Source organism: Streptomyces olivaceoviridis, from assembly GCF_014650115.1.
GTDB classification, from domain to species: Bacteria; Actinomycetota; Actinomycetes; order Streptomycetales; family Streptomycetaceae; genus Streptomyces; species Streptomyces olivaceoviridis.
Window position 1 is genome coordinate 491,356 of record NZ_BMUI01000003.1, and the last position, 19,138, is coordinate 510,493.

17 protein-coding genes are annotated in these 19,138 nt (G+C 73.0%); 5 read left to right on the top strand and 12 right to left on the bottom strand.

Annotation, left to right across the window (positions count from 1 at the left end; genetic code table 11):
* Positions 1–103 precede the first annotated feature (103 nt).
* Both IE273_RS08760 and IE273_RS08765 read right to left on the bottom strand, forming a co-directional pair.
* On the bottom strand, positions 104–604 hold the full coding sequence (locus tag IE273_RS08760; RefSeq protein WP_189814546.1) for a type III secretion system chaperone family protein: 501 nt from the start codon (positions 602–604) through the stop codon (positions 104–106).
* Positions 597–2,039, bottom strand: a complete 1,443-nt coding sequence (locus tag IE273_RS08765) for a glycosyltransferase (RefSeq protein ID WP_189814547.1) — start codon at positions 2,037–2,039, stop codon at positions 597–599. Before IE273_RS08765 ends, IE273_RS08760 begins: the two co-directional genes overlap by 8 nt.
* 193 nt (positions 2,040–2,232) lie before the next feature.
* On the opposite strand from IE273_RS08765, the gene IE273_RS08770 reads away from it, so the two are divergent.
* The 3 genes from IE273_RS08770 (at position 2,233) to IE273_RS08780 (ending at position 5,976) form a co-directional block, all read left to right on the top strand.
* Complete coding sequence (locus tag IE273_RS08770) at positions 2,233–3,045, top strand: class I SAM-dependent methyltransferase (protein WP_189814548.1); 813 nt, start codon at positions 2,233–2,235, stop codon at positions 3,043–3,045.
* 247 nt (positions 3,046–3,292) lie between these two features.
* Positions 3,293–4,384 (top strand): C40 family peptidase, encoded by a 1,092-nt coding sequence (locus tag IE273_RS08775; protein ID WP_189814549.1) that lies wholly within the window; start codon positions 3,293–3,295, stop codon positions 4,382–4,384.
* A gap of 290 nt (positions 4,385–4,674) precedes the next feature.
* Positions 4,675–5,976 (top strand): PP2C family protein-serine/threonine phosphatase, encoded by a 1,302-nt coding sequence (locus IE273_RS08780; RefSeq protein ID WP_189814550.1) that lies wholly within the window; start codon positions 4,675–4,677, stop codon positions 5,974–5,976.
* 60 nt (positions 5,977–6,036) lie between these two features.
* On the opposite strand, the gene IE273_RS08785 is transcribed toward IE273_RS08780, so the two are convergent.
* The 3 genes from IE273_RS08785 to IE273_RS08795 form a co-directional block, all read right to left on the bottom strand.
* Positions 6,037–6,384, bottom strand: a complete 348-nt coding sequence (locus IE273_RS08785) for a DUF2516 family protein (RefSeq protein WP_189814551.1) — start codon at positions 6,382–6,384, stop codon at positions 6,037–6,039.
* Between the two features lie 110 nt (positions 6,385–6,494).
* On the bottom strand, positions 6,495–7,106 hold the full coding sequence (locus IE273_RS08790) for a hypothetical protein (protein WP_189814552.1): 612 nt from the start codon (positions 7,104–7,106) through the stop codon (positions 6,495–6,497).
* 81 nt (positions 7,107–7,187) lie between these two features.
* Positions 7,188–7,676, bottom strand: coding sequence for a helix-turn-helix domain-containing protein (locus tag IE273_RS08795; RefSeq protein WP_189814553.1), 489 nt, complete (start codon positions 7,674–7,676; stop codon positions 7,188–7,190).
* Positions 7,677–7,806: 130 nt separating this feature from the next.
* On the opposite strand from IE273_RS08795, the gene IE273_RS08800 reads away from it, so the two are divergent.
* Entirely contained in the window at positions 7,807–10,176 is a 2,370-nt protein-coding gene (locus IE273_RS08800) for an ATP-binding cassette domain-containing protein (protein ID WP_189814554.1), read from the top strand.
* Positions 10,177–10,191: 15 nt separating this feature from the next.
* Here IE273_RS08800 and IE273_RS08805 read toward each other — a convergent pair whose 3' ends face one another.
* The 6 genes from IE273_RS08805 to IE273_RS08830 all read right to left on the bottom strand — a co-directional run bounded on the left by IE273_RS08805 (position 10,192) and on the right by IE273_RS08830 (position 17,573).
* Entirely contained in the window at positions 10,192–10,665 is a 474-nt protein-coding gene (locus IE273_RS08805) for an HAD domain-containing protein (RefSeq protein WP_189814555.1), read from the bottom strand.
* Between the two features lie 52 nt (positions 10,666–10,717).
* Entirely contained in the window at positions 10,718–12,748 is a 2,031-nt protein-coding gene (locus tag IE273_RS08810) for a HelD family protein (protein ID WP_189814556.1), read from the bottom strand.
* 48 nt (positions 12,749–12,796) lie between these two features.
* Positions 12,797–13,414, bottom strand: a complete 618-nt coding sequence (locus tag IE273_RS08815) for a TetR family transcriptional regulator (protein ID WP_189814557.1) — start codon at positions 13,412–13,414, stop codon at positions 12,797–12,799.
* Positions 13,415–13,423: 9 nt separating this feature from the next.
* Positions 13,424–15,682, bottom strand: a complete 2,259-nt coding sequence (locus IE273_RS08820; RefSeq protein WP_189814558.1) for an aminoglycoside phosphotransferase family protein — start codon at positions 15,680–15,682, stop codon at positions 13,424–13,426.
* A 269-nt stretch (positions 15,683–15,951) separates the two neighbouring features.
* On the bottom strand, positions 15,952–16,695 hold the full coding sequence (locus tag IE273_RS08825; protein ID WP_229887134.1) for an HAD family hydrolase: 744 nt from the start codon (positions 16,693–16,695) through the stop codon (positions 15,952–15,954).
* Entirely contained in the window at positions 16,695–17,573 is an 879-nt protein-coding gene (locus tag IE273_RS08830; RefSeq protein WP_189814559.1) for a GntR family transcriptional regulator, read from the bottom strand. The genes IE273_RS08825 and IE273_RS08830 overlap by 1 nt, the downstream gene beginning before the upstream one ends.
* A gap of 130 nt (positions 17,574–17,703) precedes the next feature.
* Here IE273_RS08830 and IE273_RS08835 point away from each other — a divergent pair, with 130 nt between their 5' ends.
* Positions 17,704–17,892: a hypothetical protein gene (locus IE273_RS08835; protein ID WP_014673494.1), complete on the top strand. Its 189-nt coding sequence runs from the start codon at positions 17,704–17,706 to the stop codon at positions 17,890–17,892.
* 42 nt (positions 17,893–17,934) lie between these two features.
* Here the strand turns inward: IE273_RS08835 and IE273_RS08840 are convergent, their stop codons facing one another.
* Positions 17,935–18,849 (bottom strand): winged helix-turn-helix domain-containing protein, encoded by a 915-nt coding sequence (locus IE273_RS08840; RefSeq protein ID WP_189814560.1) that lies wholly within the window; start codon positions 18,847–18,849, stop codon positions 17,935–17,937.
* Positions 18,850–19,138 lie beyond the last annotated feature (289 nt).

The following is a 19,138-nucleotide window of genomic DNA, read 5'->3' on the forward strand; positions in this document are numbered from 1 at the left end:
AGGTCAATTCATGTGTGTGAATGACGTTCAGGAATGCGTTGGCGGTGAGCATGCCACTGTGCCCGGCGGTCGGGAAAGGGGTCGTACGGAGGAAAGGCGGGTGTCAGTCCGTGGGGCGGTCGATCAGGTGCGTGAACGCTTCCAGGTTGCGCGTGGACTCACCGCGCGCCACCCGCCAGGCGTACTCCTTGCGGATCGAAGAGGCGAAGCCCAGCTCCAGCAGGGTGTTGAAGGCGCCGTCGGCCGCTTCCAGGACCTGGCCGAGGAGCCGGTCGACCCCGTCCGGGGTGACGGCGGCGAGGGGCAGCCGGGCGGTGACGTAGACGTCGCCGAGGTGGTCCACGGCGTAACTCACGCCGTACAGCTTGAGGTTGCGCTCCAGCAGCCAGCGGTGGACGCCCGCCTCGTTCTCGTCGGGGTGGCGGATGACGAAGGCGTTGAGGGAAAGGGAGTGGCGGCCGACGAGGAAGGACACCGTGGTGGACAGCTTGCGCGTCCCGGGGAGCTTGACCACGTAGTTCCCGGGCTCGGGGCTCTCCCACTCCAGTTCCGCGTCCTCCAGGACGCTCTCCAGGACCTGTCCGGCCTTCTCGACATCACCCATGGTGGGAGCGTACGCGACGGCGGTGGGACTGGGTCGCGGCCGTGTAGACGTCGGCGGTGGTGGCGGCGGCGGCGTCCCAGCCGAAGGACTGGGCGTGCCGGGCGGCGGCCCGGCCCATGCGCGCCGAGAGCGCGGGTTCGTCGGCGAACCGGCGCAGCACGCGCGCGTAGTCGGCCGGATCGTGGCCCTGGACGAGGAAGCCGGTCTCACCGTCCCGCACGGCCACCGGCAGACCACCGACCGAGGCCGCGAGCACCGGCGTCCCGGACGCCTGCGCCTCGATGGCGACCAGGCCGAAGGACTCGCTGTACGACGGCATGACCAGGACGGAGGCGGCCCGGAACCAGTCCGCGAGCTGCTCCTGGCCGACCGGCGGGCGGAACCGCACGACGTCCGCGATGCCCAGCCGGGCCGCGAGCTTCTGGAGCCCCTCCGGCTTGGCGAGCCCGCTGCCGCTGGGGCCGCCGACGACCGGGACGAGGATGCGGGAGCGCAGCTCCGGGCGCTCGTCCAGCAGGACGGCCACGGCGCGCAGCAGGATGTCCGGCGCCTTGAGGGGCTGTATGCGGCCCGCGAAGAGGGGGATCAGGGCGTCCCGCGGGAGACCGAGACGGGCGCGGGCGGCGGCGCGGGCTTCCTCCACGGTGGCGGGCGAGCCGTCCGTCAGGGTGCCGTCCGTCAGGGAGCCGCCCGTCAGGGAGCCGTCCGTCGCGGAGTCACCCGTCGCGAAGTCGCCCTTCCGGAACGGGCGGAAGCGGTCCAGGTTCACGCCGGGGTGGACGACGGCGACCTTCACGGGGTCGGCGGCGTAGTGCTGCACCAGCTCGCCGGCCTCCTCCGCCGTGTTGGCGATCAGCCGGTCGGCGGCGGCCACGATCTGGGTCTCGCCGATGACCCGGGCGGCGGGCTCGGGGGTGTCGCCGTCGGCCAGGTTGGCGTTCTTGACCTTGGCCATGGTGTGCATGGCGTGCACCAGGGGCACCCCCCAGCGCTGGGCGGCGAGCCAGCCGACGTGGCCGGAGAGCCAGTAGTGGGAGTGGACGAGGTCGTAGTGGCCGGGGCGGTGGCCGGCCCATGCCTGCATTACGCCGTGCGTGAAGGCACACAGCTGGGCCGGGAGGTCCTCCTTGGCCAGACCCTCGTAGGGGCCCGCGTCGACGTGCCGGACGAGGACGCCGGGGGCCAGTTCGACGGTGGGGGGCAGACCGCCGGTCGTGGCCCGGGTGAAGATCTCGACCTCGATGTTGATCGCGGCCAGCCGCTGGGCCAGCTCCACGATGTAGACGTTCATGCCGCCCGCGTCGCCGGTGCCGGGCTGGTGGAGCGGGGAGGTGTGCACGGAGAGCATGGCGACCCGGCGGGGCCTGCGGTACAGCCGGAGCCGCGTGCCGGCCGACGGGGAGCGTCGCCCGAGCCTGCTGACGTACTGGCTCACCTGGCGTTCCTCCTTGTTCCGGGCATGCCTGACGAGGGCCCACCTCGCCCTCCAAGCTGGTCCAACAGCGAGCGGGTGCCCGGCCATTTCCCCCTCAGGCGGCTTTGCCGAATCATTACCCACGATCGATCAAAGGTTCGAATGCCGTCGGCGTCGGCAAGCCCCCCGGCCCCGCCCGCTTACCCTCGTACCCATGACAGCCCGCACAGCCACCCGGCCCGTAGGAGCGGTGACGCGCGGGACCACCAACCCCAACCGGCTGCGCCGCATGGACCGCTGGATCGCGGCCACGCACGGCGCCGAGCTGCGCCGCGCGAGCGACCCGGTGGCGATCGACCTGGGGTACGGCGCCGCTCCCTGGACCGCCGTGGAGCTGCTGGCCCGGCTCCGCGCGGCAGCGCCCCGCGCGCGTGTCGTCGGTGTCGAGATCGAACCGGCGCGGGTGGCGGCGGCCCGGCCGTACGAGCGGGAGGGGCTGGCCTTCCGGCACGGCGGCTTCGAGATCCCGGTCCCCGGGCGCCCGGTGCTGATCCGGGCCGCCAACGTGCTGCGCCAGTACGACGAGGACGAGGTCGCGGCGGTCTGGGAGCGGCTGCGCGCGCGGCTCGCCCCGGCGGCCGGCGGCTCGCGCGGCGGGCTGCTGGTCGAGGGGACCTGCGACGAGATCGGGCGGCGGCACGTGTGGGTGGCGCTCGGCCCGGAGGGTCCACGCACGGTCACCTTCGCCACCCGGCTGGGCTCCCTGGACCGCCCCTCCGACCTCGCCGAGCGCCTGCCGAAGGCGCTGATCCACCGCAACGTCCCGGGCGAGCCGGTGCACGCCTTCCTGCGTGACTTCGACCGCGCCTGGGCCGCCGCCGCGCCCTACGCCTCCTACGGCGCCCGGCAGCGCTGGCTGCGCGCGGTGCGGGACCTGGCCGCCGACTGGCCCGTCACCGACTCCCCGGCCCGCTGGCGGCAGGGTGAAGTGACGGTGGCCTGGGCGGCGTTGGCGCCCCGGGCCTGACTCCGGCATCCCGGGCCGGACAGTGTCGTCCCGGATCCGGCTCCGCCTCGATGTCACCCGTTCGGGGGAACGCAGACGGAACGATCCCCGCGCGTCGTTCGTCACACCGACGAGGAGATCGCCGTATCCGGTGACAAGCGGGGGGAATTCCGGTTTCCGAGGCCCTCTGTCGCTTTGCGCGCGGCCGTGGCACGATCCCTCAGACGCCCGTAAGTTACTGACGGTAAATCAGTTTGGGGGAAGAGGTATGGGACCGGGCAAGCGTGGCCTGCTCACGGCCGCCCTGACCGTGATCTGCGCGGTGACCGTCCTGTCGGCGCCCGGCACGGCGTTCGCGATACCCGAGCCCTCCCGCACCCCGTCGGGGACCCCCACCCCCAGACCGGCCGCGACTCCCGCGCCCGGCAAGGACCTTGAAGAGGTCCGCGCGAAGCTCGACAAGCTCTACCACGACGCCGCCGTGGCCACCGACGTGTACAACGCGGCCGAGGAGAAGGCGGAGAAGCAGTCCGCCGAGATCGTGGCGCTGGCGAAGAAGATCGTCGAGGGCCGGCGGAAACTGGAGGAGCTGAAGGACCAGGCGGGCGCCGCCGCCCGTGACCAGTACCGCACCGGTGGCCTGTCCGACACCGCCCGGTTCCTGCTCAGCGACGACCCGGGCCGGTTCCTGGACGGCGCCGGCCGGGTGCTCCAGGGCCAGCAGGCGGCGAAGAAGCTGATGACGGAAAAGGCCCGTACCCAACAGGAGTTGCAGAGTTACGCCGACGACGCCTCCGCCCGCTGGAAGGAGCTGGAGGCGAACCGCAAGGCGAAGGACGCCGCCAAGAAGAAGATCGAGAAGCGGATCGACGCGGCCGAGAAGCTCCAGTCCCGGCTGGAGAAGAAGGAGAAGGAGCGGCTCGCCGAGCTGGAGCGGCAGGCCGCTGCCAGGGCGCAGACCGCCTGGCTGGACACCGGCGCCCTCGAGGACGTCCACGGAAAGGCCTCCGCACGGGGCGAGAAGGCCGTGAAGTACGCCACCCGGCAGCTCGGCAAGCCGTATGTGTGGGGCGCCGAGGGCCCGGACTCCTTCGACTGCTCGGGCCTGACCTCCCAGGCATGGGCGGCGGCCGGCCACCCCGTCCCGCGCACCTCGCAGGAGCAGTGGAAGCAGCTCAAGCACGTCGATGTGAAGGACATGCGGCCCGGTGACCTCGTCATCTACTTCGACGACGCCAGCCATGTCGGGATGTACATCGGCGAAGGCGCGATCATCCACGCGCCGCGCCCCGGGCGGACGGTGACGATCGCGGGCGCCGGCTCGATGCCGATCCTGGGGGTCGTACGACCGGACGCGTGACCGGTCGCGCGCGGTGCGGTGCGGTCCATGTCCCCGGTGACGTACGTCATGTGACCCACCGCACGCCCGGTCCCGCCCAAACTCCCCCAGGACGTGAGCTTCGTCATCCCGCCGGGGCCGTCGGCGTGTCCAACTGCGCCACGGATGGCGGCATATGACAGTGGCGGGCACCGGAGCGACGCGGCTCACACCATTCCGTCGAGGCGGTCCCAGCCGCTATGGTCCCGGTCGGTGGGTCGAGACCCCTCGACGCCGCCGTGCCCTCGGGGGGAGGGAAGGAACCCAGGACAATGCCCGTACCCATACCGCGGCAGAGAGCGATCCCGGCCGTGGAGAGTGGTCAGGCGCAGGCCGCCCGCGCAGTCGGCGGCCCCCTCAAGGAAGAGGCCCACCGCGACGCCACGACCGTGAACGGCACCGGCGCCACTCTCACCCTGCTGCTGATCGAGGACGATCCGGCCGGCTCGCCGATCGTGCCCGACCTGCTGGACCCGGCCGGCAAGCCGATCCGCGTCCGCACCGCCCGCAACCTCACCGAGGCCGAGCGGCTGCTCACCGACGACGTCCACTGCATCCTGCTGGACCTGGCGCTCCCGGCGCCGGGCGGCAGCGACACCGACGACGAGCTGGCCGTGCTCAGGCACGTCCTCCAGCTCGCGCCCCGGCACGCCGTGCTCGCGCTGACCGCCTCCGGCGACGCCGAGCGCGGCGCCGAGGCCGTGCGCGTGGGCGCCCAGGACTACCTCTTCCGGGACGAGCTGGACGGCCGGCTGCTCAGCCGCGCCATCCGCTACGCGGTGGAGCGGAAGCGGTCCGACACGGCCGAGCGGCGGCTCGCCGAGGGAAAGCTGCGCGCGCAGGAGAACCGCCGGCTGGAGCGTGGCCTGCTGCCGACCCCGCTGCTGGAGGGCTCCTGCCTGCGGTTCGCCGCGCGCTACCGCCCCGGCCGGTCCCGGGCGCTGCTCGGCGGCGACTTCTACGACGCCGTCCGCACCCCCGACGGCACCGTGCACGCCATGATCGGCGACGTCTGCGGGCACGGCCCGGACGAGGCCGCGCTCGGCGTGGAGCTGCGCATCGCCTGGCGGGCGCTGACCCTGGCCGGGCTGTGCGGGGACGAGCTGCTGAACACGTTGCAGCAGGTGCTGGAGCACGAGCGCGCCGACGAGGAGATCTTCGCGACGCTGTGCACGGTGGACATCGCGCCCGACGGCCGCCGGGCGGGCCTGTGCCTGGCCGGCCACCCGGCCCCGCTGGTCGCCCGCCCCGGCCGGCCGGCGCGGCTGCTCCCCTACGAGAACAACGGCCCCGCCCTGGGGCTGCTGCCCGGCGCCCGCTGGCCGCGGATGCAGGTCGAGCTGGGGGCCGAGTGGAGCCTGATGCTCTACACCGACGGGCTGATCGAGGGCCGGGTCGGTGAGGGCGGGGAGCGGCTCGGTCAGGACGGCATGCTGGAGATGATCCGCCGGCAGCTCTCCGAGGGGCTGCGGGGGGAGGAACTGCTGCGGGCCGCGGTGAGCGAGGTGCGGGACCTCAACGGCGGTGAGCTGACCGACGACGTCGCGGTGGTGCTGCTGGACCGGACGCGGTAGGCGGAAGCCGCGCCACGCACGCACCCGGCAATCGGCAGGCGGCCCCGCGGCGGGATGCCGTCAGCGACCTCCGTTGTACGGGCCGTACGGGCCGTCGCTGCTGCTTCCGCCCCGGCGGCGGCCCCACCCGCGTCCGCCGCCCACCTGCTGGAGGGCGGGGCGGACGTCGACGAGGTAGACGATGCTCGCCACCGCGCCGGCGATGGGGAGGATGGACAGCAGCGAGAACAGGTAGCTGACCACGAGGGCGATGCCGAGGATGATCAGCCAGAAGACCTTGTTCTGCTTGTCGGCGGCGCGGAAGGCGTCCTCGCGCCGGAACGCGGCGTCGGCCAGCCCGAACGCGGCCAGGGCCATCAGAATGATCTTCAGGATGCCCATGAACCCCGCGAAGCCCAACATCAGCATGCTGCCCACCGCCCGTTGATTCCCGATTCCCGGCTACGCCGCCACCGTACCCATAGAACGGGCCGGACACCCCAAAGGTGCCCGGCCCGGAGCCGTCTCGTCGGCCATGGTCACTTGGCCGGCGGGGTCGTCTTCTTCGCCGTGGTGGGGGTGGTGGCGGTCTTGCGGGGGGCCGGGGCCTTCTTCGCCGCGGGCTTCTTGTCCGCGGCGAGGTCGGCCTTCGCCTCGGCCGGCTTCGGCTGGTCGTCCCTGACCGCGACCGGCTCGGGCTTGCCCTCGACCACGATCGCGAGGTCCTCGATCTCCTCGGCGGCCTCGCCGCGCCAGGTCTTCACGGCCTGCTCGCCGTGCTCGGCGACCCGCTCGTAGGTCTCGCGGGCCTTGACGGCGTACTCGGCGGCGACGCCGACGCTGCGCAGGGCGAGGTCCTGCGCGGTCTCGCCGAGCTTCTTGAGGTCGACGTCGATGGTCCCGATGAACTCGTTGACCTTGGTCTGAAGGGTCACCTGCGCCTCCTTGGCGCGGGCGGTGGCCTTCTCCTGCACGGCCTTGGGGTCGGTGTTGCGCACGGCCTCGATGCGCGCCGGGGCCTCGGCGCGCAGCTGCTCGACCAGGGCCGGCACCTTCTTGGCCTGCTGGAGCGCCAGGTCGGCGGTGCCGGCGGCGAAGTAGAGCGGGGTCGGGTCGCTGAGGGTCTTGCGCAGGTCGTCGGTGATGGCCATGGTGAGGGTCCTCCCGGATCGGATTCGCGTTCGGCTGGGTGGGTGTGGTCCGCGGCGGGCGTCCGGAGCCCTGGTCCGGCTCTATCCGGCCGTCCGCCGCGGGCCGGCGTCCGTGTCACTTCCGGCGGCATCGCCTGAGCCGGCCGTACGGCTGCCGCCGCCGGTCCCCTGGTCCACGGGTCCGTCCCCGGGCCCGTCCTCCTCGGCGCGCTCGCCGATCCCGAAGCCGTTCTCCTTGCGGAAGGACTCGTAGATCTGGAGCAGCACCTGCTTCTGCCGCTCGTTGAGCGTGGGGTCGGCGAGGATGACGGCGCGCGTCTCGACCTCGTCCCGGTCCCGTTCGGCGTCGAGGATGCCGGCGCGGACGTACAGCGTCTCGGCGGAGATGCGCAGGGCCTTGGCGACCTGCTGGAGCACCTCCGCGCTGGGCTTGCGCAGCCCGCGCTCGATCTGGCTCAGGTACGGATTGGACACCCCGGCGGCGTCGGCGAGCTGCCGCAGCGACAGCTGGGCGTTCCGCCGCTGTTCGCGCAGGTACTCACCGAGGTTGCCGACGTTCAGCGATGCCATGCCTCCACCTTGCCCCAGCTCCGCTAACAATTGCAAGCATCCGCTTGCAAGAGTGTGTCGTGTCACGGATCGAGGAAGGCGTCAGGATCGGAGAAGCGCCCGCCGCCGGGGCGCCGCTACGGTGGCCGGCATGGACGACGCCATCGCACCGCACGCCGCCGACAGTCATGACCTGATCCGTGTGCACGGGGCACGCGAGAACAACCTCAAGGACGTGAGCGTCGAGATCCCCAAGCGCCGGCTCACGGTGTTCACCGGGGTCTCCGGCTCGGGCAAGAGCTCGCTGGTGTTCGACACCATCGCCGCCGAATCGCAGCGGCTGATCAACGAGACGTACAGCGCGTTCGTCCAGGGCTTCATGCCCACGCTGGCGCGGCCCGAGGTCGACGTGCTCGACGGGCTGACCACCGCGATCATCGTCGACCAGCAGCGGATGGGCGCCGACCCGCGCTCCACGGTCGGCACCGCGACCGACGCCCACGCGATGCTGCGCATCCTGTTCAGCCGGCTCGGCACCCCGCACATCGGCTCGCCCAAGGCGTTCTCCTTCAACGTCGCCTCGATCAGCGGGGCGGGCGCGGTCACCGTGGAGCGCGGCGGGAAGACGGTGAAGGAGCGCCGCTCGTTCAGCATCACCGGCGGCATGTGCCCGCGCTGCGAGGGCCGGGGCACGGTCACGGACATCGACCTGTCCCAGCTCTACGACGAGGACAAGTCGCTCAGCGAGGGCGCGCTCACCATCCCCGGCTACAAGCCGGGCGGCTGGAACTACCGCCTGTACACCGAGTCGGGGCTCTTCGACCCGGACAAGCCGATCCGCACGTTCAGCCGGCGGCAGCTCGACGACTTCCTGTACCGCGAGCCGGTCCGGATGAAGATCGCGGGCATCAACATGACCTACGAGGGTCTCGTGCCGCGCATCCAGAAGTCGATGCTCGCCAAGGACCGGGAGGCGATGCAGCCGCACATCCGGGAGTTCGTGGACCGGGCGGTCACGTTCACCACCTGCCCCGACTGCGACGGCACCCGGCTCAGCGAGGCGGCCCGGTCCTCGAAGATCGAGGGGATCAGCATCGCCGACGCCTGCGCGATGCAGATCAGCGACCTGGCCGCGTGGGTGCGCGGGCTGGCCGAGCCGTCCGTGGCGCCGCTGCTCACCGCGCTGGGCGAGACCCTGGACTCGTTCGTGGAGATCGGCCTCGGCTACCTCTCCCTGGACCGGCCCGCGGGCACGCTCTCGGGCGGCGAGGCCCAGCGGACGAAGATGATCCGCCACCTCGGCTCCTCGCTGACCGACGTCACGTACGTCTTCGACGAGCCGACCGCCGGCCTGCACCCGCACGACATCCGGCGCATGAACGACCTGCTGCTGCGGCTGCGCGACAAGGGCAACACGGTGCTGGTGGTGGAGCACAAGCCGGAGGTGATCGCGATCGCCGACCACGTGGTGGACCTCGGCCCCGGCGCCGGTACGGCGGGCGGCACCGTCTGCTTCGAGGGCACGGTCGCCGGGCTGCGGGCGAGCGGCACGCTCACCGGGCGGCACCTGGACGACCGGGCGGCGCTGAAGAAGACGGTGCGCGAGCCGACCGGGGCCCTGGAGATCCGCGGCGCCACCACCCACAACCTGCGGAACGTGGACGTCGACATCCCGCTCGGCGTGCTCACGGTCGTCACCGGGGTCGCCGGCTCCGGCAAGAGCTCACTCGTGCACGGGTCGATCCCGGCCCGCGAGGGCGTGGTGTCGGTGGACCAGGCGCCGATCCGTGGCTCGCGGCGCAGCAACCCGGCGACGTACACCGGTCTGCTGGAGCCCATCCGCAAGGCGTTCGCCAAGGCCAACGGGGTGAAGCCGGCGCTGTTCAGCGCGAACTCCGCGGGCGCCTGCCCCTCCTGCAACGGCGCCGGGGTCGTCTACACCGACCTGGCGATGATGGCCGGGGTCGCCACCACCTGCGAGGAGTGCGAGGGCAAGCGGTTCGACGCCTCGGTGCTGGAGTACCACCTGGGCGGGCGGGACATCAGCGAGGTGCTGGCGATGCCGGTGACCGAGGCCGAGGAGTTCTTCGGCGGTGGTGAGGCCCGCACCCCGGCCGCGCACCGCATCCTGCGGAACATGGCCGACGTCGGTCTCGGCTACCTCACCCTCGGCCAGCCGCTCACCACCCTCTCCGGCGGCGAGCGGCAGCGGCTGAAGCTGGCCACGCACATGGCGGAGAAGGGCGGGGTCTACGTCCTGGACGAGCCGACCACCGGCCTGCACCTCGCCGACGTGGAGCAGTTGCTGGGCCTGCTCGACCGGCTGGTCGACGCCGGCAAGTCGGTGATCGTCATCGAGCACCACCAGGCGGTCATGGCGCACGCCGACTGGATCGTCGACCTCGGCCCCGGCGCCGGCCACGACGGCGGCCGGGTCGTCTTCGAGGGCACCCCCGCGGACCTGGTCGCGGCCCGCTCCACCGTCACCGCGGAGCACTTGGCGGAGTACGTGGGCGCGTAAGGCGCACACGTCCCTTCAGTGTGCTTGCAGCCACTCCTCCAGCACGGCGAAGTCGGCCTCCGTCAGGCCGTACCGGTGGTCGACGCGGTACGGGAGGGCCGGGGCCGGGTGATGGGCGGCGAGCCAGGCGCGGTCGGCCCCGGTGATCTCGTCGTCCACCCAGACGAAGGGCCGGCCCGCCGCCCAGCGGGCCAGCGGCCGGGTCTTCCAGTGCAGGGGGCCCGGCCGCTCGTCCGCGTCCGGCCACCGCACGACCGGCAGCGGCGGCAGGCCCAGCCACGGCGCGAGGCAGTCGTTGGCGTCGTCCCTCCACGTCGTGGCCCACACCAGCGCACAGCCCAGCGCCGTCAGCCGGGGTCCCAGCGCGGGGTCGACGCGGGGCAGCAGGGGGTGGCCGGCGGGCACCGGCGGGCCGTCGTACAGCGGGTAGGCGCGGTCCGCCGCGCCGAAGGGGATGAGCGGGCCGTCCACGTCGAGGAAGAGCAGCATCACCCTTCAGGTTCGTCCCCGGAGCACCGGTCGTCCAGGGCCTCGCCCCCGGTCAGAACGGCAGCGGCCGGCTGTGTACGACGTCCAGCCGGGAGACCGCCCGGGTGAGCACCACGTACAGCCGGTGGGCGCCGCGTTCCTCCGCCTCGGCCACGGCGGCCGGTTCCACGGCGACGACGTGGTCGTACTCCAGGCCCTTGACCACGCTCGCGGGGACGACGGTCAGCCGGGCGCCGGGCGTGTCGGGGCCGGCGGGGTCGAGGCCGGCCCGGTCGAGCGCCGTCCGCACCCGGTCGGTGTCCGCGTCGGCCGTGACCACGCCGACCGAGCCCTCCCGGGCGAGGGCGTCGCGCACGGCCGTCACGGTGGTGCCGAGCAGGTCCCCGGTGGGCCGCAGGGTCAGCTCCCCGTCCGTGCGCAGGGAGTGGGCGGCGGGCACGGCGACGTCGAGGCGGGCGAGCAGCCGGTTGGCCGGCTCCAGCACGGCCGCGGGCACCCGGAACCCGGTGGTCAGCGGCACCACGGCCGCGTCCGGCCGGCCGAGGTGGCGCAGTTGGACGGACCAGTCGCGGGCGGCCCACGGGGTGGTGCCCTGGGCGAGGTCGCCGAGGACGGTCAGGGAGCCGAACGCGGCCCGGCGGGCGATGGCCCGGCACTCCATCGGCGACAGGTCCTGCGCCTCGTCCACGACGAGGTGGCCGTAGCCCTCGGGGTGTTCGACGAGCCCGGCGACTTCGTCGAGCAGGACCAGGTCGGCGGCCGACCAGCGGGCCGACTTGTACGAGCGCGGCGGGCGGGACCACAGCAGTGCCGCCCGCTCGTCCGGGTCCAGCAGGCCGTCCGCCGCCCGGGCCAGCGCCTCGCCGTCGGTGAGGAGTCCGGCGAGGACCTCCTCGGGCCGGACCTTCGGCCACACGGCGTCGAGTTGCCCGGTCAGCGGCCGGCAGCGCTCGACGCGGCGCACCCAGGAGGCGGGCAGCACCCCGGAGCGCCGTTCGGCCCGGTCGCGCAGCCGCCGTACCACCCGGGTGCGCACCCGCTCCCGTCCGACGGCGTACGGCGGCTCCTCGGCGCGCACCTGAGCGACCAGGTCGGCGAGTTCGGCGGCGGGGACGCGCCAGCGGTAGGAACCGTCGGGCACGACGAGGTCGGCGGCGCCGTCGGTGCTCACGCGCGCGTACAGCGCCCGGCGCAGCACCTCGGCCATGCGCGGGTCGTGCTTGACCGCCGCGGTCCTCGGCGGGTCGGTGCCGGTGACCGGGTGGCGGGCGATCTCGTCCAGCAGGGTCGACTGCCTGACGCCGGTCTCGCCGAGGGAGGGCAGCACCTCGGCGATGTAGGTGAGGAAGGTGCGGTTGGGGCCGAGGATCAGCAGGCCGGCGCGCTGGAGCCGCTTGGGGTGGGTGTAGAGCAGGTACGCGGCGCGGTGCAGGCCGACGGCGGTCTTGCCGGTGCCGGGGGCGCCCTGCACGCACACGGAGTCGGTGAGGGCGGCGCGGACGAGGTCGTCCTGCTCGGGCTGGATGGTCGCGGCGATGTCCCGCATGGGGCCGACGCGGGGCCGCTCGATCTCGCGGGCCACGATGTCGCTGGTCCGGGACTCGCCCCGGCCCAGGTGCTCGTCCTCCAGGCCGGTGAGGTCGGCGGAGTCGCCGCGGCTGCCGGGCGCCCAGCCGAACCGGCGCCGGACCGCCACGCCCTGCGGTTCACGGGCGCTCGCCTGGTAGAAGGCGCGGGAGACGGGGGCCCGCCAGTCGACCACGAGCGGCGGTGCGGCCGGGTCCTCGGTGACGCGGACCCGGCCGACGTGGTAGCTCTGCCCGCCGTGTCCCGGGTCGCCGTCGGCGAAGTCGAGCCGGCCGAAGAACAGCGGGCCCGGCGGGAGTTCGCGCAGGGCCTTGGCCTGGCTGCGCAGCCGGCGGCCGAGGACTTCGGCGTCGGCCCCGGAGGCGGAGACGTCCTCTCCGGTGACGACCTGTTCGGCGGCGCCCTCGATCATCGCGGCGAGGGCCGTACGGCACATGTCGTGGTAGGCGCGCTCGGTGTGCAGGGTGTCCTTGAGGGCGGGGTCGGGTGACGTCATGGCGGCAGCGTACCGCCGAAACGTTACCGAGTTACATTTTTAACCGAGTCACACAGCCTGGCCCCGCAGCTCCGGCAGCCCCTCCGCCAGCCGCCGGAACGCCCGCTCGGCCGCCGCCATCGCGTCCGGCGCCACCTCCGCCACCGGCTCCCCCGCCGCGATCCGCCGCCAGTTCTCCAGGGCGAGGACACGCTGCACGGCGATGATCTGCGCGGCGGCCAGCCGGGCCGCCAGATCGCCCCCGAGCGCCTCGGCGAGCGCCGCCTCCGACCGCTCCTGGTGGGCGTACGCCCGCGCCACCAGCGACGGGGTGCCGTAGAGCAGCCGGTGGAAGGCGAGGACGCCGGGGTGGTCGTTCAGCCCGGTGACCGGGTCGCGCCGCTCCAGGCCGGCCAGGAAGTGCCGGCGCAGCGCGTCCACCGGGCCGGCCTCCCCGGCGACCACCCGCGCGGCCTCCGTCTCGTGGTCCGCGATCCGGTGCAGGACCAGGTCCTCCTTGGCCGGGAAGTACCGGAAGAGGGTCGGCTTGGAGATCCCGGCCGCGGCGGCGACCTCCGCCACGGACACCGCGTCGAAGCCCCGCTCCAGGAACAGCCGTACGGCGATGTCCGACACGTCCTGGTACATCCGCTGCTTCTTGCGCTCGCGCAGGCCCATCTCACCCATGGAGCGAGCCTACGCAGGGCCCGCCGGACCGGTCCGCAGGCCCAGCGCGCGGGTGAGGTAGGGATTCGACCGGGGCGGGATGGTCAGGCCCAGCGACGCGGTGGCCGCCGCCAGGGTCATCGCGTACGAGTCCAGCGCCCGGCGGACGTTGGGCGCCTCCCGGCTCGCTCCGGTGACCAGCCGGTCGAGGTCGACGTACGCCGAGCGGACGGTCTCGATCCACCGGTACACCCGCCAGTCCTGACGCCAGTTCCGGGTGCACTCCCGCGGCAGGCGGCGCTCCCAGCGGCGGAACATGCGGTCCCGGATCTCCGGCCGGGTGGGGGTGAGGTGCATGTGCCGGACCAGGTCGTAGAGCGGGTCCCCGACCAGCGCCATCTCCCAGTCGATCAGGGTCAGCGCCAGGCCGTCGTCCCGGCGCACCAGGTTCCAGGGGTTGAGGTCGCCGTGCAGCAGGGCCGGGGTGCGGCGGGTGAGCCGGTGCCGGCCGAGGATCTCGCGCAGCCGGGGCGCGCCGGGCAGCCCGAGGAAGCGGGCCAGTTGCCGCGACTCCGGGGGCAGACCGGCGACGAGCACGACGAGCTGGTCGCTGAGCCAGTCGTAGAAGTCCAGGCCGACGGCGACCGGGTCGAGCTGGGCGTGGTCGACCTCGGTGAGCGCGGCGAGCTGGTCCACGAGTCCGTCCGCCTCCTGCGGAAGCAGCCCGTGGACCGGGTGGGCGGGCCGGCGGCCGGGGTCGCGCGGACCCTCGTAGGTGTGGATCGCGAAGCGGTCCCCGGAGTACGCCCGGTTGCCGGAGTGGCTCTCCCCCAGCGCCAGGATCCTGGGCGCGGCCACCGCCGCCCGGGACTGCTCGATCGCCCGCAGCACGGCGTGCTCGCTGAGGAAGCTGCTTTCGAGCCGGCGGGCGTCCGTCACCTTGCGCCGCACGATGACGGGGAAGGCGGTGCCGGGGACCCACACCACCGTGTTGAGGTGCGCCGTGCCCTTGAACATCCGCTCGGCCGGGGCCGCGCCCTCCAGGAGCAGGGCGTCCCCGACGGCCGGGTGGGGGAAGTCGGGGTGCTCCGTGACGCGCCCGTCCGGCTTCCAGTCGATGGCCCGGGTGACCCGGCCGCCGCGGCCCGCGCCGCCGCGCCACACCGCGTCGCTCGCCGCGGCCCGCCAGCGGTGGAGGATGCCCTCGATCTCCCGCTCCCCGGGCACCTGCCCCAGCCGCAGCGGCTCGGCGGCGAGCTCCAGGGCGCGGTGCACGCGGGCCGTCGCCTCGTCCAGGCTGTTCTGGTCGAAGGAGTCCTGCAAGGACCGCGCCGCCCTCATCACATCGGGGTACACCGACTGCGCCCGCTCGAAGGCGAGGTAATGGGGCAGGTCCCTGGCCACCCCGTTGACGGCGGCGGGGCGCACCGCGTGCATCGCGCACGCCCAGGCGTCGACGACCTCCTTCTCCTGGTGGTCCGGGTAGCGCATCCGGACCAGGTGGGTGGCGAGGTCGTGCAGCGGGTCGCCGTAGCTCGCCAGTTCCCAGTCGACACAGACGAGGGGCGGGTCACCGCCGTACGACATGATCACGTTGTCGCGGTGCAGATCGGTGTGGAGCAGGCTGTACGGCCGGCGTGCCATGGCCGGGACGCGTTCGGCCAGCCGCACGAGCGCGTCCTCCGGGACGCCCAGGGCGGCGAACAGGCCGCCGAACGCGGTCCAGTTGGGCTGCCGGATCTGGAGGTCGGCCATGCGGGCGAGGGCCTGGAGGAAACCCTGGCTGTCGGTGTAGTTGCGCGGCCACAGCGACGGCAGGGGCGGCAGCGCGGCGCTGCTGCGCACCTGGGCCGTCCCGGCGAGCAGGCCGGCCAGCGCTCCTGTCAACAGACCGTCGACCGGCTTGCCGTCACCGCACACGCTGGACAGCGGTACGCCGTCCACATGGCTGTGGATGGCGAAGCCGTCGCCCTCGGCCAGGCACTCGGGCACGTTGGGCAGCAGGCGGTTGACGGCCCGCAGGATCGCCGGCTCGTTCTGCCAGGTGCGGATCACCACCGGCAGCGCGCCCGCCCGCCGTACCCGCACGGTGACGGGGACGCCCGGCTCCCGGCCGAGCAGCCGGGCCACCGGCTCGGACAGCGGGACCACGTAGTTCTGGTGGTGGAACCCGCCGCTGGCCGCCCCCTCGGCGGCGGCGTACTCCGCGAACGCCTGGAAGACGGCCTGGCTCCGGGCTCCGTCGGCGCGGCCCCCGGTCGTGTCGAGGGGGACGGGAGGTGCGCCCACTGGCCGCTCCGGGGGTCGATCGCGCGAGAACACGAGAAGGGGAAGGCTGGGGAAAGGTTAAGTCCGCGTGACAGCCGGCACGACCGGGCGCCCAGCCGAGTAGCCCAACGGTGGTCTGCCACTCACCTGTGCGGGGTCGTCCGAGGCCGGCTCGTTCGCCATCCCTCGCGCAGGGATCCGAACGGTCGCTCAGCCTGCGTGCGCGGATGCTATCGCATGGGCACGGCGGCGGCGGGCGGCCCGGCTCCCGGGCCCGGCTCGGGCCACGGTCACCGGCGGCGCAGCGCCAGCAGCAGGGGCTCCAGCGATCCGACGACGCACTCGGCTCCGGCCTCCCGCAACAGCTTCCCCTTCTGTTCGTTGCGCGCGTAGCCGAGGAACGGCACGCCGGCCTCGCGCGCGGCGGTCAGGTCGGAGGGAGAGTCACCGATCATCAGGGCGGCCGAGGGGGCGGCGCCCATCGCGCTCAGGGCCCGGTTGAGGCAGTGCGGGTCGGGCTTGAGGAGGTGCAGGTCGGTGGTGCGGCCGTAGATGTGGGGGCTGAAGCAGGCGGTGAGGCCCCGGCTGTCGAGGTAGGAGCGGACCACCCGGGGGGAGTTGTTCGTGGTGATGGCCAGGCGGGAGCCGACCGCGGTCCAGGTGCGGATCAGCGGGTCGGCGTAGGCGGTGGGCAGCGCGGAGGCGGCGGCCCGCAGTTCCTCCTTGGTGAGGCGTTCCTCCAGTTCGGCGACGAGGTCGCTGCCGGGGTGCCGGCGGTCCACGGCGCGCAGTACCCCGTGCGGGTCCACCGCCTCGCGCTCGGTGTCGTCGAGCAGGCCGTGCAGCCCCCGGCCGGCCAGCCACTCCACCAGTCCGGCCGCCACCCGCTCCGCCTTGTGCCCGGCGAACAGGCGGCAGACGGGCCCGTCGAAGTCCCAGAGAACCACCCGGGCGCGGCGCAGCAGTTCTCGTAGCTGTGTCGCCGTTCCGGCCGCTGTACCAGTCGTCGTGTCAGTCGTCGTCTCTGTGGTCACTAGGAGAGTGTCAGGTCCGTGGTGATGGTTTCCCAGAGGGCGTCGAACCACTTCTGGGACTGTTCCACGAACGCGGCGTCCCGGCGCCCGGTCCGCTTCTCGAAGGAGAAGAGCAGGGATTCGGAGCCGAGGGTGTCGTACATCTCCAGCGTCCCGCTCTCGGTGGGCTCCGCGCGGCGGGTGACCATGTAGTACGCGTACAGCGCCTCCGCGCCGTTGAGCAGGTACAACTTCGCCGGCGGGGTGAACGGCAGTGCCCGGAAGGCGACGTGGACGTCGATGTCGTGGGTGCCGCGCAGGGCCTGGAGGTTGTACTGGAGCACCTGTCCCTGGGCGTTGCGCATCGCCAGCCACCGCTGGTGGACGGCGTCCTCGTCGCTGCCGGCGTCGACCGAGACCGGGAAGGCGAGGTTGATGTCCCGGGACGGCAGCAGGATGCGGACGTCGATCCGTTCCGGTCGCAGCCGGCCGTCGTGGATCAGGCGCAGTGGCTCGCCAAGGGCGGGGATCAGGCTCTGCGCGGTCAGGCAGACGGCGTCGATGCGCACGTGCGGCGCGGCGAAGGCGTCGGTCAGCCGGGGCGCGAGGGCCACCATGGTCGGCTGCGGCTCCTCGCGCGCGGGACCCGGTTCGGCGACCCGGGGCGGGCTGCCCTTGCTGACGTTGCTGAGCAGGCCGTCCCCCTGGAGCACGCGCAGGGCCTGGCGTACGGTGCCGCGCTCCACGCCGAACTCCTCGGCCAGCTCGGCCTGGGTGGGCAGCCGCTCGCCGACGCGCAGGACGCCGGCCCGGATGCGTTCGCGCAGGGTGTCGGCGATCTGCTGGGGCGTGAGCCGTCCGCTGCCCTTCACTGCCACGTTCTCCTGGGTCACGACCAAACGCTACAACCCTGAACCGTCTACGGGGAGTTGTTGAAAAGTTGTTTGCGGATAGGGACCAAGTGGGGACAACTTAATCAGAGTTGGTTGCCAACTTGGTCAAGTTGGTGCACCGAAAGGGGGAACGTCCATGCCTGTCCTCGCGCTCCTCTCCGCCCTCTTCGTCGTCGGCTTCGAGCAGCTCGTCCAGTGGCGGTTCGGTGCCGCCGGCCTCGTCGGCCTGCTCCTGCTCACCGTCGGCGTCAAGGCCAAGAGCCCGGCCGTCAGCTCGGCCGGCGCGGTCCTGCTGGCGGTCCTGCTGGCCGGCCCCGCGCTGTGACGCCGGCCATGCCGGCCCAGGGCGTCGGCGCACCGGGCCGGCCTAGGGCGTCAGCACCAGGTCCGAACTGATCGTCTCCCACAGCGCCTCGAACCACAGGCGCGACTGCTCCACGAACGCCGCGTCCCGCTGCCCGGCCCGCCGCTCGAAGGCGAACAGCATGGACCGGGTGCCGTCGGCGTCGTACAGCTCCACGTGCTCGTCCCCGATCTCCCGCTCCCGGCGCCCCAGCGTGTAGTACGCGAACAGCGCCTCGGAGTCGCCCAGCAGGTAGAGCTTCACCGGCGGGGTGAACGGCAGCGCCCGGAAGGAGACCTGCACGTCGACGCCGTGCGTGGTGCACAGCGCCAGCAGGTTCTGCCGCAGCACCAGGCCCTGGGCGTTGCGCTGGGCCAGCCAGCGCCGGTGCAGCAGACCGCCGTCGTCGGCGTCCACCGGTGTCGGAAAGGCCAGGTCGATGTCACGGCTGGGCAGCAGCAGCCGTACGTCGATCTTGGCCGGTTTCAGCCGTCCCGCGTGGATCTGTCGCAGCGGCTCGCCGATCGCCAGGGTGAGCGAGACCGAGGTCAGACAGAGGGCGTCGATGCGCACGTGCGGGGCGGCGAAGGCGGCGGCGACGCGCGGCGCGAGGCCGACCATGGTGGGCTGCGGCGGGGCGGCGGGGCCCGCCGGAGGACGCGCCGGCCCCGGGACCGCCGCCACGGTGGCCGGGCTGCCCTTGGAAACGCCGGTGAGCAGATGCTCCGACTGAAGGATGCGCAGGGCCTGCCGCACCGCGCCGCGTTCGACCCCGAACTCGTCGGCCAGCTTGGCCTGCGTGGGCATGCGCTCGCCCGGCCGCAGCACACCGGACCTGATCCGGCTGCGGAGTTCGTCGGCGATCTCGCGGTGGGACGAGCGGTGCCGCTGGGGCCTCGACCGCCCACTGGAGGAGGCGTGCTCCGGGTCCACGAACAAACACTACAACTTCCCGCCAACTTACGGCAGTTCCCCGGGAGCTGGTTATAAGCCGCATTCCAGCGGACATAAGTACAGTGAAGTTGGCAACCAACTCGCAGGACCTGGTCGAACTACCCAGTGGTTGGCCGCTCGGGTTCCCCTCCGGAGGGGAGCCGGGAGCCCGGACAGGGGACGGCCACCGGAGCGCACAGCCACAACTGAACAGCGACATCTGAATACCGACATCGCACAGCCACAACTGAACAGCACGCTACGGACGACCAGCACGCGAAGGGAACCACAGCAG